Origin of the sequence: Acidiphilium sp. 34-64-41 (assembly GCF_002282635.1) — a bacterium.
GTDB classification, from domain to species: domain Bacteria; phylum Pseudomonadota; class Alphaproteobacteria; order Acetobacterales; family Acetobacteraceae; genus Acidiphilium; species Acidiphilium rubrum.
In genome coordinates this window covers 1-14,892 of record NZ_NCJX01000131.1, presented here as the reverse complement: position 1 = coordinate 14,892, position 14,892 = coordinate 1, and the positions used below count along the sequence as shown (strand labels likewise).

The following is a 14,892-nucleotide window of genomic DNA, read 5'->3' as shown; positions in this document are numbered from 1 at the left end:
CGCCAGAAACACGTCCCGACGGGTGACCTTCCGCTGTTTCCGGAAACCGTCATACTCAGCAAAACTCCGCTGCATCCAGGGGCATCCTCTCTGTCAAACCCAATGAATCATACCGAAAACGTATCGTAAAGGGTTTTTCAGAGTTTCCTTAAAGGCGGAGCCGAAGGTTCCAGCGTTGCTCTCCATCGCTTGAATGGCTCCGGAGGGAAAGCCCCCCGCCTTGTTTCCTTCCCAGCGTCACACAAACCGGCGCAGGTCGAGTGTGCTTGGGTGTTCGAGGCTGGTGCTGGGGGTTGCGGGGTCGACCGGTCCTGGTGTGTGGCCGAAGGCGAAGAAGCGGGAGCGGCGACGGGCTTCCGCTTCGTTCGCGTTGACCGGAAACGTCTCGTAGCCGCGGCCGCCGGGGTGGATGGTGTGGTGGGTCATGCCGCCGAGCGCGCGGGCGGACCAGCGGTCGATCACGTCGAACACCAGCGGCGTTTGCGGCGGGATCAGCGGGTGCAGCGAGGAGGGCGGCGACCATGCCTTGAAGCGGACGCCGGCGATGAAGCCGCCGGCCGCGCCGGTGGGCGTGAGCGGCACGGTGATGCCGTTGCAGGTCAGGGCGAAGCGTTCATCGACCCAGCCGGAGACCGCGATCTGCACGCGTTCCACCGCGCTATCGACGTAGCGGGCGGTGCCGCCGATGGTTTGTTCCTCGCCCAGCACGTGCCAGGGTTCCAGCGCGTGGCGTAGTTCGAGTTGCATGCCGGCGACGGTGACGGCGCCGAATTTCGGGAAGCGGAACTCCTGATGTGGCACGAACCAGGCCGGGTCGATCGGGAAGCCGCGGGCGGCCAGCTCCTCGATCGCGTCGCGCAGATCAGCGGCCACGTAGTGCGGGAGCATGAACTGATCGTTCAGCCTTGCGCCCCAGCGGATCAGCCGGCGCTCGTAGGGGGTCTGCCAGAAGGCGGCGACGCAGGCGCGCATCAGCAGGGCCTGTGCGACCGACATGCGCGCATCCGGCGGCATTTCGAAGGCGCGGAATTCGACCAGGCCGCGCCGGCCGGAGGCGGAACCGGGGGCGTAGAGCTTGTCGATGCAGAATTCGGTGCGATGGCCGTTGCCGGTCATGTCGGTCAGGATGTTGCGGAGCAGCCGGTCGATGATCCAGGGCGGGGTTTCGGCGCCGGGCTTGATCTGGCGGAAGGCGGTTTCGAGTTCGAGCAGCGTATCCTCCCGCGCCTCGTCGATGCGGGGGTGCTGGCTGGAGGGGCCGATGAACAGGCCGGAGAACAAATACGACAGGCTTGGGTGATTGTGCCAGAATCCGAGCAGGGATTTCAGCAGATCGGGGCGGCGGAGGAAGGGGCTGTCGGTCGCTTCGGCCGCGCCCATCACGACGTGATTGCCGCCGCCGGTGCCGACGTGGCGGCCATCGAGCATGAATTTCTCGGCGGCGAGGCCGGTTTCGCGCGCGAGTTGGTAGAGTTGCAGGGTGCGGCCGACGTGCTCGGCCCAGGTGGCGGCGGGCGGCAGATTGACCTCGATCACACCGGGGTCGGGGGTGACGGAAAAGCTCAGCAGGCGCGGATCGTCGGGCGGCTGGTAGCCTTCCAGGAAAATCTTGCGGCTTTGCATGGCGGCGACGCGTTCGATCGCCGCGACCAGGGTGAGGAAATCCTCGACCTCGTAGAGCGGTGGCAGAAACACATGCAGCATGCCGCCGCGCGCCTCGACCGCCAAGGCGGTGCGGACGATGCCGGGCGCTTCGCCCAGCAATTTTGCGCCCGAAGTACCGGCGCGTTGGGCGGCGACGCGGCCGTTGGGTGGGACGAACTCGCGCAGGGCGGCGGCACTCGGCAATGCTTCGTGCGGGGCGAACGGATCGGGCGGGGAGTCGATTTCGGTGGCGGCGGGGTCTTCCCAGGGCAGGCTGTCGAGCGGCAGGCGCAGCCCGATCGGTGAATCGCCGGGCACCAGCACCAGATCGCCGCCGCGAAAATTCCAGCGCGCCGATTGCCATTGGCGCCCCGCGTCATCGGCCACCCGGCGCAGCGGCAGCACGCTGCCGGCGGATTGGCCGAGGTCGCCGGCGAACAGGCGGGCGAGGCGGGCGCGCTCGATCGGGTCGGTAATCTTGCTCGCCTCGGCGCGGACGTTGGCCGGCAGGCGGGATTCGCGCCAGAGATAGTAGTGCACATCCTCGTAGGCCGGCATCACCAGGGCGGGGTCGATGTGCAGTGTCTCGGCCAGGGCGGCGCAGAACCGTGCGGCATCGTCGGTGGTTGCGGTGTCGGTGTCGTCATCGCTCGCGAGCCACGCCTGATCCTGCCAGACCGGCTCGCCATCGGCCCGCCAATAGGCGTGCAGCGCCCAGCGCGGCAATTGCTCGCCGGGGTATAATTTGCCCTGGGTGTATTGCAGCGCGGCGCCCGGTGCCCAGGCCGGTGCCAGCCGGCGGAGCAGCCGGCCGGCCATGGTGCGCTTGGTCGGGCCGAGCGCGTCGATATTCCATTCCGGCGCATCGATATCGGTGGCCGAAACAAAGGTCGGCTCGCCGCCCATGGTCAGCCGCACGTCGCCGACCAGCAGCGCGGCATCGACCCGCGCGCCGGTTGCGAGAATATCCTGCCACACCGCCTCGCTATAGGGTTTGGTCATCGACGCCGCTGGGCTCGACCCCGCCGGAAATCGGTGCCGCCGAAATCGGGTCCGGGCTTGCCGCCAGCGGAATATGACCCTCGCCGGTCAGCAGGCCGGAGGTGGCATCGAGCCCGATCCAGCCGGCGCCGGGGAGATAGACCTCGGCCCAGGCGTGCAGATCGGTGAAATCCTGGGTCGGGCCGGCCGGGCCTTCGACCGGCTTCACATCGGCGACCAGCTGGATCAGGTAGCCTGAACAGAACCGGGCGGCGAAGCCCAGATGTCGCAGCAGATGCACCAGCAGCCAGGCGGAATCGCGGCAGGACCCCCTGCCCTCGCCCAGCGTGTGGTCCGGCGCCCAGACGCCCGGCTCCATCCGCACCACATAGGCGACGCGCGACTGCACCAAAGCGTTGAGGGCGACCAGCTTGTTGACCGTGGTCGCCTCGATCGCGCGTCCCTGTTCGATCAGCGCCGACAGCAGCGGTCCCGGTGCCTCGGTGCGGCGGAACGGGGCCAATTCCTGCTCCAGCACCGGGTCGTAGGTGAACGGCCAGGTTTCCGCCTCGGGCTCGAGGAAGAAATCGAACGGGTTGATCGTCGCCATATCCGCAATCAGATCGACCGTGACGACGAACGAGGTCACGGGGTCGGGGAACACCACGCGCGCGAGGAAATTGCCTTGCGGGTCCTGCAGCCAGTTCAGGAAATGCGGCTTCGGCTCGACCTTGAGCGTGTAGGCCAGGATGGGCGTGCGCGTGTAGGGCGCCGGGCGCAGCCGGATGGTCTGCGGCCCGAGGCGGATCGGCCGATCGTACTGGTAGCTGGTGCGGTGGGTCAGCGCGACATGGATCGACATAAGGGTCCTTCGCAACGCAAGGGGATCGGGAGTTCCTGATTTATCGCATGGCGCATTGCGGTACGCCTGACAATCCGAGAGCTGGTGCCGATGGGGCCGAGATGAGCAAGGGAAAGGAAGGTCTTCTTTTTGGTGAACAAAAAAGAAGCAAAAAAAACTTTGTTAATTTGGGCCCGTGCCCTCGAAACCGCCCGTACCCCAGAGTCAGAAAGTTTTTTGCTTCTTTTTTACAAAAAAGAAGTGCTCTCCTATGTTTCACGCTAAGGCTCTGCCGGTGCCAACACGACGCTCACCTTCAGCGTATGCCGCCGCCCGCCGAGAATGATCCCGCAGGTCGGGCTGACATCGGTGAAGTCGCGGCCCCAGGCGAGGGTTACGTGCTCGTTGGACACGATCAGATCGTTGGTCGGGTCGAAATCCACCCAGCCGTGCCGCCAGCCGAGCCAGACCGAAACCCAGGCGTGGGTCTGCTCGGCTCCGGAATAGGCAGTCTCGCCGCCCACGATCTGGCTGCGCAGATAGCCCGATATGTAGCGCGCCGGCAGCTTCAGCGCGCGCAGGCTGGCCAGCATCGCGTGGCTGTAATCCTGGCAGACCCCCTCACGCCGCGCCAACGCGGCCGGGCCGGTGGTCGTTGTCGTGGTCGAGCCGGGGCGATAGCGGAAACGCGCGTAGAGATCGCGCATCATCGCCGTGGTCGCCTCCATCATGTCGGCGCCGGGGCTGAAGTGGCTCTGGGCATAGGCCAGCACCGCATCATCCGTGCCGGTCAGTTTGGTCGGCAGCCGGAATTCGGCGATTCCGGCCGCGCTCGCCGCCGCCGCCGCCACCGCCTCCCACGTGATGCCGGCATGAGCGATCGGCTGCGGTGGTGTCACATCTATGTCGGCCTCCAGCGTGGCGATGAATTCATCATGCGGCAGATCGAGCTCGACCGAGGTGATATGGTTGCCGAAATAATCGACCTCGTCCCACCGGCTCGACGGTGCCGGCTCGATTGCCAGCGTGGCCGCTGCCAGCACCTGGCCCGGTCGCACCCGCGGCAGCAGGTGCAGAAAATGCCGCGCGCGGATCGCCGGTGTCTGGTACGTGTAGGTGGTGCGATGGGTCAGCCGGTAGCGGATCATTCAACTCGTCCAGACGATTCGTTTGATGAGAGTATCATTGCGTCCGCCCTGCCGATAGCCGAATTTTACCGCCGATTCCGGTGGAAACCCGCACCGGGGCGCCACATATACCGTGCTGGCGTAACCGGCAGGACCCCATGCAGACGACCCTTACCCGACCCATCATCAGGGGAACCGGCGCATCATGTGCCAAGATCGTGCGACGCGACGGCGCACGGTACGGTCGCGCCTGATCTTGCCCGTTCTCGAAGTTCGCCACATCACCACTTATCGCTACCGCCAGCCGGTCGCGCTGGGCGAACACCGCATGATGTTTCGCCCGCGCGAGGGCCATGATCAGCGCGTTCTGAATGCCAACCTCATCATCAACCCCGCGCCGATCCGCCAGCGCTGGATGCTCGATGTGTTCGGCAATCACGTGGGTTATGCAAGCTTCGGGGCCCGCACCACCGAATTATGCTTCGACAGCTCCGTGACGCTGCAACACAACCCGAGCCACGCCGAAGACGGCACGCTGCCGGACCTGACCCTCGAAGACTACGCGCTCACCTACCCCTTCACCTACGGCGGCGATGAAATGCCGGACCTGATGCGCCTGATCGAGCGGCATAACCGCGACCCGCATCACGAGGTCGATCGCTGGGCGCGTCGCTTCCTCTCACCGAACGGGCCGACCAGCACCAGCGCGCTGCTGCGCGGCATCAACCAGGCGATCTGGCAAGGGTTCACCTACGTTGCGCGCGAGGAAAAAGGCCTGCAGGAACCGACCACCACGCTGAAACTCGGCAGCGGCAGCTGCCGCGACTTCGCCCTGCTGATGATGGAAGCGGTGCGCGCGCTCGGCCTCGCTGCCCGCTTCGTATCGGGCTACCTGCACGTGCCCGCCCGCGGCAATCGCTCCAACATCGGCGGTGGCGCCACCCACGCCTGGCTCCAGGTGTTCCTGCCCGGCGCCGGCTGGGTTGAATTCGATCCGACCAACGGCATCGTCGGCAATCGCGATCTGATCCGCGTTGCCGTCGTCCGCGAGCCCGCACAGGCGGTGCCGCTCTCCGGCACCTGGGTCGGCGCCCCGTCCGATCACCTCGCCATGAACGTCGCCGTGACCGTCACCAGAACCGACCTGCCGCCCTCCGATCCGAGCCCGCAGCCTCGTTGACCCCATTTCGCAAGGACCAACTCCATCATGAAAATTCGCGCAGGCTTTGAAATCTCGTTCGACTGCCCCACCCCGATCCCGATGCTGCTGATGCTGAACCTGCACCCCTCGCGCGAGCCGGACCTGCTGACCGAAAGCCGCCTGATGCTCGACCCGCCCGTACCCGTCACCCACTACATCGACGGATTCGGCAATTGCTGCAGCCGGATCGTCGCCATGCCGGGCCGCCAGACCATGCGCAGCGACTTCCTGATCCGCGACTACGGCGACCCCGATGTGCAGCCCCACGGCGCGCCGCAAATCGCCGTCGAACACCTGCCGACCGATATCCTGGTGTTCCTGCTGGGCAGCCGCTACTGCGAAACCGACCGGCTCTCGGATACCGCGATATCACTGTTCGGGCACATCGAACCCGGCTGGTCGCGCGTGCAGGCGATCTGCGAATACGTCCACAACCGCATCACTTTCGACTACCAGAGCGCGCGCCCGACCAAAACCGCCTGGGATGCGTTCATGGAACAACGCGGCGTCTGCCGCGACTTCGCTCACCTCGCCATCACATTCTGCCGCTGCATGAACATCCCCGCTCGCTACTGCACCGGCTACCTCGGCGATATCGGCGTACCACTCTCACCCGACCCGATGGACTTCAGCGGCTGGTTCGACGTCTACCTCGGCGGTCGCTGGTACACCTGCGACGCCCGCCATAACCAGCCCCGCATCGGCCGCATCCTGATGGCCCGCGGCCGCGACGCCACCGACGTCGCCATCACCACCACCTTCGGCCAATGCACCCTGACCGGCTTCACAGTCGTGACCGACGAAGTGGCGTCGTGATATCGGGGGGTGGGACTTGGGTCAAAAAGAAGGGGAGGGCGCTGCCTCGGACTTTCAGCTGATCTGGCCTGGGTCGCCCTCCCCTTGCCTAAAACTAATGGATTTTAAAGGCTCCGCCTTTAACGGGGGTCCAGGGGGCAGAGCCCCCTGGCCTTCTTAACCCAAGTCCCACCCCCGATTTCAGAACGCCAACTGTGTCGCTTGCATGACTTGGGGCAGGTGGCGGATGGCGGTGAGGGCGGGGTCGGGCAGGGTTTCGTCGATCGAGATCAGGCAGACGGCGTCGCCGCCCTGGGTGGCGCGGCCGAGGTGGAAGGTGGCGATATTGATGCCTTGATCGGCGAGGATGGCGCTGCATTTGGCGATGAAGCCGGGTTTGTCCTGGTTGGTGACGTAGAGCATGTGGCGGCCGAAATCGGCTTCGACCTTGATGCCTTTGACTTCGACGAGGCGGGGTTTGGCCCCGCCGAACAGCGTGCCGGAGACGGTGCGGGTCTGCTCGCCGGTGGTGACGGAGATGCGCACGAGGGTTTGGTATTCACTGTCACGGTCGTGGACGGTTTCGGACATGTCGATGCCGTGATCGCGCGCGAAGACGGGGGCGTTGACCATGTTGACGCCTTCCATCATCGGCGCGAGCAGGCCGGCGAACAGGGCGGCGGAGAGCGGGCGGTGGTTGAGGTGGGCGGCGGCGCCTTCGTATTCGATGCCGACCTTGGTGATGACGCCGTGGCGCGCTTCGGTGAGTTGCCCGGCGAAGCTGCCGAGCAACTGGCACAGCTGCATATAGGGTTTCAGCCTGGGCGCGTCTTCGGCGGAGACCGATGCCATGTTGACGGCGTTGGTGATGGCGCCGGTGAGCAGGAAGTCGCTGATCTGTTCGGCGACCTGGAGGGCAACGTTTTCCTGTGCTTCGGTGGTGGCAGCACCAAGATGCGGGGTGCAGACCACGTTGTCGAGCGTGAACAGGGGGCTATCGGTCGCGGGTTCGACCTCGAACACATCGAGGGCGGCGCCGGCGACCTGGCCGGATTGCAGGGCGTCGTAGAGTGCGACCTCGTCGATCAAACCGCCGCGGGCGCAGTTGACGATCCGCACGCCTTTTTTGGTTTTGGCGAGGTTTTCACGGGAGAGAATGTTGCGGGTCTGTTCGGTGAGCGGGGTGTGCAGCGTGATGAAATCGGCGCGGGCGAGCAGGGTGTCGAGATCGACCTTCTCGATGCCGAGCACGGTGGCGCGGGCTTCGGTGAGGTAGGGATCGTAGGCGACGACGCGCATTTTCAACCCGACCGCGCGGTCCGCGACGATCGAGCCGATATTGCCGGCGCCGATCAGGCCGAGCGTCTTGTTGGTGAGTTCGACGCCCATGAAGCGGTTTTTCTCCCATTTGCCGGCCTTGGTCGAGGCGGAGGCTTCGGGCAGTTGCCGGGCGAGCGCGAACATCAGGCCGATCGCGTGTTCGGCGGTGGTGATGGCGTTGCCGTAGGGCGTGTTCATGACGACGACGCCGCGGGCGGTGGCGGATTTGACATCGACGTTATCGATGCCGATGCCGGCGCGGCCGATGACTTTCAGGTTGGTGGCGGCATCGAGCAATTCGCGTGTCACCTTGGTGGCGGAGCGGATCGCCAGACCATCGAACTCACCGATGATCGCGCGCAGTTCGGCGGGTGTGAGGCCGGGTTTGACGACGACATCGACGCCGCGCTGCTTGAAGATGTCGATGGCGGCGGGCGACAATTTGTCGCTGATCAGAACTTTGGGCATGGGAAATCCTTGGGGGGAAAGGGAGAGTCTCAATCGATCGAGAGATGGCCTTCGGCGATGACGACGCAGGTACCGCCGATGGTGACGGTGCCGGCGGGGTCCACGGTGGCGCGCAGGCGGCTGGGCCGGCCCATCGCATCGCCCTGGGCGATGCGCAGCACCAGATCGCCGGGCGGACGGGTCGACGCGATCAATGCGGCGAGTGCTGCGTTGGCGCTGCCGGTGGCCGGGTCTTCGGCAATGCCATCGAGCGGCGCGAACATCCGGCAATGGATGTCGAGGCCGGTGGTCGCGGCGTCCGGGTCCCAGACGTACACATGCAGGCCGCGCGCGAGGGGCGGGAAGGCGGTGACGATGTCGCCATGGTCGAGCCCAAGGCAGGCAGCGATGGCGTCGACCGGGATGGTCTCACCGCGCATCAGGCGCTTCGGCGCGGTGACATCGGCGCCGACCACATTGCCATCGTGGTGGATCGCGGTGATCGGCACCAGGCCTGCCAGTTCCTCGAACACCAGGCGATCGCCCAGCGGCCGGCCGAACGCCTCGCCCTGGCGGGCGAGCCAGAATCCGGTGCCGACATTCGGGTGCCCGGCGAAGGGCATTTCCATCACAGGGTTGAAAATCCGCACGTTGGCCGTGTTTGCCGGATCGGCCGGCGGCAGGACGAAGGTGGTTTCGGAATAATTGAACTCTTTGGCAATCGCCTGCATCGTCGCCGAGCTCAGCCCTTCGGCATCGAGCACGATCGCCAGCGGATTGCCGCCGAACACCCGATCGGTGAAGACATCGACCGTCGCGAACCGGCGTTTCATCGCGCGCCCGCCTCGGCCGCCACCTGATCGATCGCCCAGTCGATCCAGGGCAGCAGCGCCTCGATATTGGCGGTATCGACCGTCGCGCCGCCCCAGATGCGCAGGCCGGGCGGTGCATCGCGATAGGCGGCGATATCGTAGGCCACGCCTTCGGCTTCCAGCAGGGCGGCAATCCGTTTCGCCGCCTTGGCCTGATCCTCCGCAGCGAGGGCGGCGAACCAGGGTGCCGCGATGGTCAGGCAGATCGAAGTGCAGGAGCGGATTGCCGGATCGGTCGCGAGAAACGCAACCCGGTCGCTCGCCGCCACCCACGCCGCGACCGCCGCGAGATTGGCCTCGCTGCGCGCGATCAGGGCCGGCAGACCGCCGATGCCCTCGGCCCAGCGCAGCCCATCGAGCGCATCCTCGGCCGCCAGCATCGAGGGCGTGTTGATGGTTTCGCCGACGAACAAGCCCTCGGTCAGTTTGCCGCCGGAGGTCATGCGGAAGATTTTCGGCAGCGGCCATGCGGGCTTGTAGGTGGTCAGGCGCTCGACAGCGCGGGGGCTCAGCGCGAGCATGCCGTGCGCCGCCTCGCCGCCCAGCACCTTCTGCCACGACCAGGTCACCACATCGAGTTTCGCGAACGGCAAATCCATCGCGAACGCGGCCGAGGTGGCATCCGCGATCACCAGGCCGGTGCGGTCATCGGCGATCCAGTCGCCGTTGGGGATGCGGGCGCCGGAGGTGGTGCCGTTCCAGGCGAGCACGATGTCATGGCTGAAATCGACCGCGGCCAGATCGGGTAGCTGGCCATAGGGTGCCGTCAGCACCCGCGCATCGGCCAGTTTCAACTGCTTGACGACATCGGTGGCCCAGGCTTCGGAAAAACTCTCGAACGCCAGCACATCGACCGGGCGGGCACCCAGCATCGACCACAGCGCCATCTCGACCGCCCCGGTATCCGAAGCGGGTACGATGCCCAGGCGCCAATCGGCGGGCAGGCCCAGAACGGCGCGCGACCGTGTGATGATCTCGGCGAGCTTCGCCTTGGGCTCCTTCGCCCGGTGGCTGCGGCCGAGCAGCGCACCGCTCAGCGCCTCCAGCGCATAACCAGGGCGTTTGGCACACGGGCCAGACGAAAAATTGGGATTGGCAGGACGCACGGCAGGCTTTGCCGGCACGGACATATCCATCATCGGTCTCCCTTGCAGAAGAAAAGCGTCCCGGTGGGGGGACGTGACCCGCTGCGAGCATTAGCCGATGATGGTGGGGAACGCAACAAGGCCAGGGGGCCGAGCCCCCTGGCCTTCGATCAATCGCCCGCCGCGGTGCGGGCCGAGATCGGCATGCGTGACACGGGGAGCAGCGCGGGCGCCGGGGCCGGCAAGGCCTTGACCACTTTGGCCGGCAGCGCCGCCACGATCGAGACGCCGACCGACGCGAGGTAGGGCAGCGACTGGGTGAACAGCACGACGCACCACAATTTGCTTTCCGGCGTCGCCCAGTGATGCCCGATGCCAACGCCGAGCAGCGCGCCCCAGGTGAGGGCCAGCAGCACGAGTTCTTCCCGCGCCATCACGAGTCCCTGCACCAGGGCCGGGGCGTCCTTCATTTTCGGCGTCCGCAGGAACGGCAGTTTGTTGGTGAACAGGCCCTTCCAGACGGCTTTACCGATCGTGTGTGACAGGGCGAGGCCCGCGACGGCGGCGCCGATCCGGTCGCGCAGGCCGCAGTTCACCCGCGCCGAGTAAAGGGCGAGGATCTGCACGATCTTGAAGACGAACAGGCCGACCGAGGGCAGCATGAACAGGATGATCGGGAATTCGAAGCGCACGGGGTCGAGGATCAGCCCGGCCGACCAGGCGAGGCCGAGGAACAGGAAGGCAAGGCCCAGCGCATCGCCCATCCAGGGCAGCCAGCCGGTCACGAAATGCCAGCGCTGGCCGAGCGTGAGCGTGCGGTCGAACGGCGAGAGCAGGGCTTTCCAATGCTTGCGGGTGATGCGCATGGCGCCATAGGCCCAGCGATAGCGCTGCTTGCGGAAGGCGTTGAAATCATCCGGCATCACACCGCGGCCGAAGCTGCGCTTGGAATAGACCGCCTCATACCCATCGCGGAACAGGCGCATGCCAAGCTCGCTGTCTTCGGTGATGCACCATTCGGCCCAGCCGCCCGCTGGATCGCGCGCGGGCTTGAGCAGTGCGTCCTTGCGGACCAGCGTCATGGTGCCGTGCTGGATGATCGCGTTGCGCTCGTTGCGGTTGACCATGCCGATCTGGAAGAAGCCGGCGTATTCCCAGAACATCATGCGCTTGAAGATCGAGCCGTCGTTGTCGCGATAATCCTGCGGCGACTGGGTGAAACCCACCACGGGGTCGGCGAAGGCCGGCACCATGCAGCGCAGCCAGTCGGGATCGACGATGTAGTCGCTGTCGAGCACACCGATGATCTCGGCATCGGGCGCGGTTTCACGCAGGGCGAAGTTGAGCGCGCCCGCCTTGAAGCCGGGGTATTGGCCGAGGGTGAAGAAGCGGAATTTCGCACCCAGCCGCGCACAATGCGCCGCCACCGGCTCCCACACCGCGCTGTCCTTGGTGTTGTTGTCGATCACCAGGACTTCGTAATTCTCGTAGTCGAGGGCGGCGAGCGCGTTCAGCGTCTGCTTCACCATGTCGGCCGGTTCGTTGCAGATCGGCAGATGCAGCGAGACTTTCGGAAGTTTCATGCCATGCGGTGCCGGCACCGGCTCGAAATGGCGTTTCCGCACCCGGCCGAACAAGGTTTCGGTCAAGTCGAAACTATCGGCGATCAGCAGGAACAGCAGCAGCGCCTGACCCAGCGCGAGGGTGGACCACACCGCGGCGGCCGACCAGGACAGATAGGTCTCGCCCATCGTCATCAGCAGCATGGCGAGCGCGGTGCCGAAGCCCTGCACCAGCACGGCAAAGGTTAGCTTGCCGGCAACCCGCATATCCGGCCGGCGCGAGAGCAGGCCGATGGTGATCAGCAGACCCAGCAGCGATGCACCGGCCGCCCAGGGCAGCCATGCGCGGTTCTGCAGGACCGGGCCGGTCAGCGACCATTTCGGCTGACGCGACTGCGACCACATGCCCCAATACCCGGCGGCACGGCCTTCGAAGCTGGTCTTCCAGGGCTGGTCGAACGCTTCCATCACGAAATAATTCAGATGCTCCTTCTGGGCGATGTTGAAAAAGTCGCGCAGGAACGCCGCCTGATAGACGCGTGAGGCGCGCGCACCGCCGATGTCGATGCCATCGGACGGCCAGCCGATCTCACCGATCACGACGCGCTTGCCCGGGAAGGCGCGTTGAACCTGATGCAGACGGTGCAAGGCATATTGCACGGCGGTTTTCTCCGGCACGCCTTCCCAATAGGGCAGCAGATGCACGGTGATGAAATCGACCGATTTGGCGAGTTCGGGATGATGCAGCCAGGTGTGCCACGGCTCGGCGGTCGAAACAGGTACATGGACGCGGGATTTGACGTAATCGATGTCGGCGGCGAGTTCGGCGACGGTGAGATTGCGGCGAAGGATCACCTCGTTGCCGACCATGACGGATTTAACGTCGGCATTCGCGTTGGCGATTTTCACCACCTTCTGCAACTCGGCCTCGTTGGCCTTGGGGTGCTGGTCGAGCCACGCGCCGAGCGTGACATTCAGGTGATATTTCGCGGCCAGTGCCGGAATGTCACCCAGATCGTTCTGCACAGTATAGGTGCGGATATTATGGGTCTTGGTCGCCACCAGCGCGAGGTCGGCGTTGATCTGCTTGACGCTGGGGTAGACATTGCTCTGCGGGCTCTCGCCGGCATGGAACGGCGAGAACGCAAAACCCCCGATCTCACCGCTGTAGCCCGGCAGATTGGTCACCGGCCGGTTCAGCGCAGCCCAGATGCCGAAGGTCGCTCCGGCGGTGGCAAAAGCTGCCAGCCACGAAGCAGGATTGCGCCAGCCCGAGCGGGCACGCGGCCGGCTGACCTGAGGAGCGAGAGGGCGAAGCTGTGATTGATGCGTCATGAACCATCATCCGGTTGGGCGCAGAACCATCCTGCGTTGGACACCAGATGCGTGTGCAGTGCGGCATCGCACGGGCCGGATTGTGGCGAAACCTTGGCATTTATAACGGTTTCGGCGCGTCTGCCGTGCTAGAATGGCCTTGTGTTATGCCGTGGCTTAGATCGTCTATGCTATGTACGACTTATCGTTTCATCTCAAGGTATTCATGCAAATCATTGCTGAAATTGGTCTTTTATTTTTTCTGATCCTGCTGAACGCCGGGTTTTCCCTGGCCGAAATGGCGCTGGTGTCGTCCCGCCGGGCCGCGCTCGCGCTGATGGCGCAAAAACAAATTTCCGGCGCCGCTCGTGCACGCACGCTGGCCGACAAGCCGGACCGGTTCCTGCCCACCGTGCAGATCGGCATCACCGCCATCAGCGTCCTGACCGGCGTGGTCGGCGGCGCGCAACTCGCCCAGGCCCTGACGCCGGAACTCAAGCACATCACGACCATCGCACCGATCGCAAGCACACTGTCACTGATCATCACCGTCGTGACCGTGACGTTCCTGACCCTGGTGTTCGGCGAACTGGTGCCCAAACAACTCGCCCTGCGCAACGCCGAACGCATTGCCTGCCTCGTCGCCCTGCCGCTCGACCTGTTCGCCCGCGCAGCCGCCCCGCTGGTGCTGGTGCTGCGCGGTACCACCCATGTCGTGCTGCGGGCGTTCGGCCCGGTCGACCCGCATCGCCGGGCCGTCAGTGAAGAGGAACTCAAAGCCATCCTCGCCGAAGGCACTGAATCCGGCATGCTGGAGTCCGAAGAGCGCGACATGATGGAACGCGTCATGCGCCTCGCCGACAAGCCGGTCCGCGCCATCATGACACCTCGCCAGGACATCGCCTGGCTCGACCGCACCGCCCCGCGCGGCCAGGTCATCACCGCCCTCAAATCGGCCCCCCACTCCCGCTTCGTGGTGTGCGACCGGAGCATCGACAACGTCGTCGGCATCGTCCAAGCCAAGGATATTCTCGACCGGATGCTCGACGGCAAAGACATCTCGATCGCCACCTCGCTCCGCCAACCCCTCGCCGTGCCCGATGCCATCTCGGCACTCGACGCGCTCGAGCGCCTGAAATCCGACCCGCTCGGCGTCGCCTTCGTGCTCGATGAATACGGCAGCTTCGAAGGCATGGTTACCGTCGGCGACCTGCTCGAAGCCATCGTCGGCGACGTCGAAGAACCCTCCCTCACCGAAACCGGCGAAGACGTGCCCGACCGCTTCGACCTCGACGGGCTGGAACCCGTCGATGAAGTGGCACACCGCCTCAAACTCGGCGACCTGCCGGCCCACGGCTCCTACCACACACTCGGCGGCTTCCTGCTCGCCCTGCTGAAACGCGTGCCCCGCCAAGGCGACGCCATCGCCTACGGCGGCTGGCGATTCGAAGTCCTCGCCATGAACGGCCGCCGCGTCGAACGCGTCCGCATCAGCCGCGACCCTACCGTCGTTCCCTGAACCCTCGGGCAGGAGAGTTGGACTGATCGCCGGTGGGTGGGGCTCTTGGAGGAAGGAAGGCGGGGGGCCTCTTCATCGCAATACAACGGTGAGAAATCCGTGATCTTGGTTGGTGCGATGACGACACCACCGGCGTGTTTACCTGCATTACGCGTGACCCCTTCCAGAATCCGCGCCATATCGA

The 14,892-nt window shown here is 65.4% G+C and carries 9 protein-coding genes and 1 pseudogene; 3 read left to right on the top strand and 7 right to left on the bottom strand.

Annotated features, from left to right (window positions below; translation table 11 throughout):
* Nucleotides 1-237: 237 nt before the first annotated feature.
* A pseudogene (locus B7X49_RS17705) lies at nucleotides 238-3,487 on the bottom strand (DUF2126 domain-containing protein).
* A gap of 260 nt (nucleotides 3,488-3,747) precedes the next feature.
* Nucleotides 3,748-4,614 carry a transglutaminase family protein gene (locus B7X49_RS17700; protein ID WP_286705160.1) on the bottom strand — a complete coding sequence of 289 codons (867 nt, stop codon included), beginning with the start codon at nucleotides 4,612-4,614 and terminating at the stop codon, nucleotides 3,748-3,750.
* 235 nt (nucleotides 4,615-4,849) lie between these two features.
* Between B7X49_RS17700 and B7X49_RS17695 the strand changes: the two genes are divergently transcribed.
* Entirely contained in the window at nucleotides 4,850-5,773 is a 924-nt protein-coding gene (locus B7X49_RS17695; RefSeq protein ID WP_029313448.1) for a transglutaminase family protein, read from the top strand.
* 27 nt (nucleotides 5,774-5,800) lie between these two features.
* Complete coding sequence (locus tag B7X49_RS17690; protein WP_286705161.1) at nucleotides 5,801-6,610, top strand: transglutaminase family protein; 810 nt, start codon at nucleotides 5,801-5,803, stop codon at nucleotides 6,608-6,610.
* Nucleotides 6,611-6,790: 180 nt separating this feature from the next.
* Here B7X49_RS17690 and serA read toward each other — a convergent pair whose 3' ends face one another.
* From serA to B7X49_RS17670, 4 genes are all read right to left on the bottom strand, one after another.
* Nucleotides 6,791-8,377 carry a phosphoglycerate dehydrogenase gene (gene serA / locus B7X49_RS17685; protein WP_286705162.1) on the bottom strand — a complete coding sequence of 529 codons (1,587 nt, stop codon included), beginning with the start codon at nucleotides 8,375-8,377 and terminating at the stop codon, nucleotides 6,791-6,793.
* Between the two features lie 29 nt (nucleotides 8,378-8,406).
* Nucleotides 8,407-9,189, bottom strand: coding sequence for a PhzF family phenazine biosynthesis protein (locus tag B7X49_RS17680; RefSeq protein ID WP_286840432.1), 783 nt, complete (start codon nucleotides 9,187-9,189; stop codon nucleotides 8,407-8,409).
* Nucleotides 9,186-10,367: a phosphoserine transaminase gene (locus tag B7X49_RS17675; RefSeq protein ID WP_286705164.1), complete on the bottom strand. Its 1,182-nt coding sequence runs from the start codon at nucleotides 10,365-10,367 to the stop codon at nucleotides 9,186-9,188. Before B7X49_RS17675 ends, B7X49_RS17680 begins: the two co-directional genes overlap by 4 nt.
* 116 nt (nucleotides 10,368-10,483) lie before the next feature.
* Nucleotides 10,484-13,210, bottom strand: a complete 2,727-nt coding sequence (locus tag B7X49_RS17670) for a glycosyltransferase (RefSeq protein WP_286705165.1) — start codon at nucleotides 13,208-13,210, stop codon at nucleotides 10,484-10,486.
* A gap of 205 nt (nucleotides 13,211-13,415) precedes the next feature.
* Here B7X49_RS17670 and B7X49_RS17665 point away from each other — a divergent pair, with 205 nt between their 5' ends.
* Nucleotides 13,416-14,708 (top strand): hemolysin family protein, encoded by a 1,293-nt coding sequence (locus B7X49_RS17665; protein WP_029313456.1) that lies wholly within the window; start codon nucleotides 13,416-13,418, stop codon nucleotides 14,706-14,708.
* Here the strand turns inward: B7X49_RS17665 and B7X49_RS18880 are convergent.
* Nucleotides 14,618-14,887 (bottom strand): hypothetical protein, encoded by a 270-nt coding sequence (locus B7X49_RS18880; RefSeq protein WP_353744448.1) that lies wholly within the window; start codon nucleotides 14,885-14,887, stop codon nucleotides 14,618-14,620. The genes B7X49_RS17665 and B7X49_RS18880 overlap by 91 nt on opposite strands.
* Nucleotides 14,888-14,892: the final 5 nt, after the last annotated feature.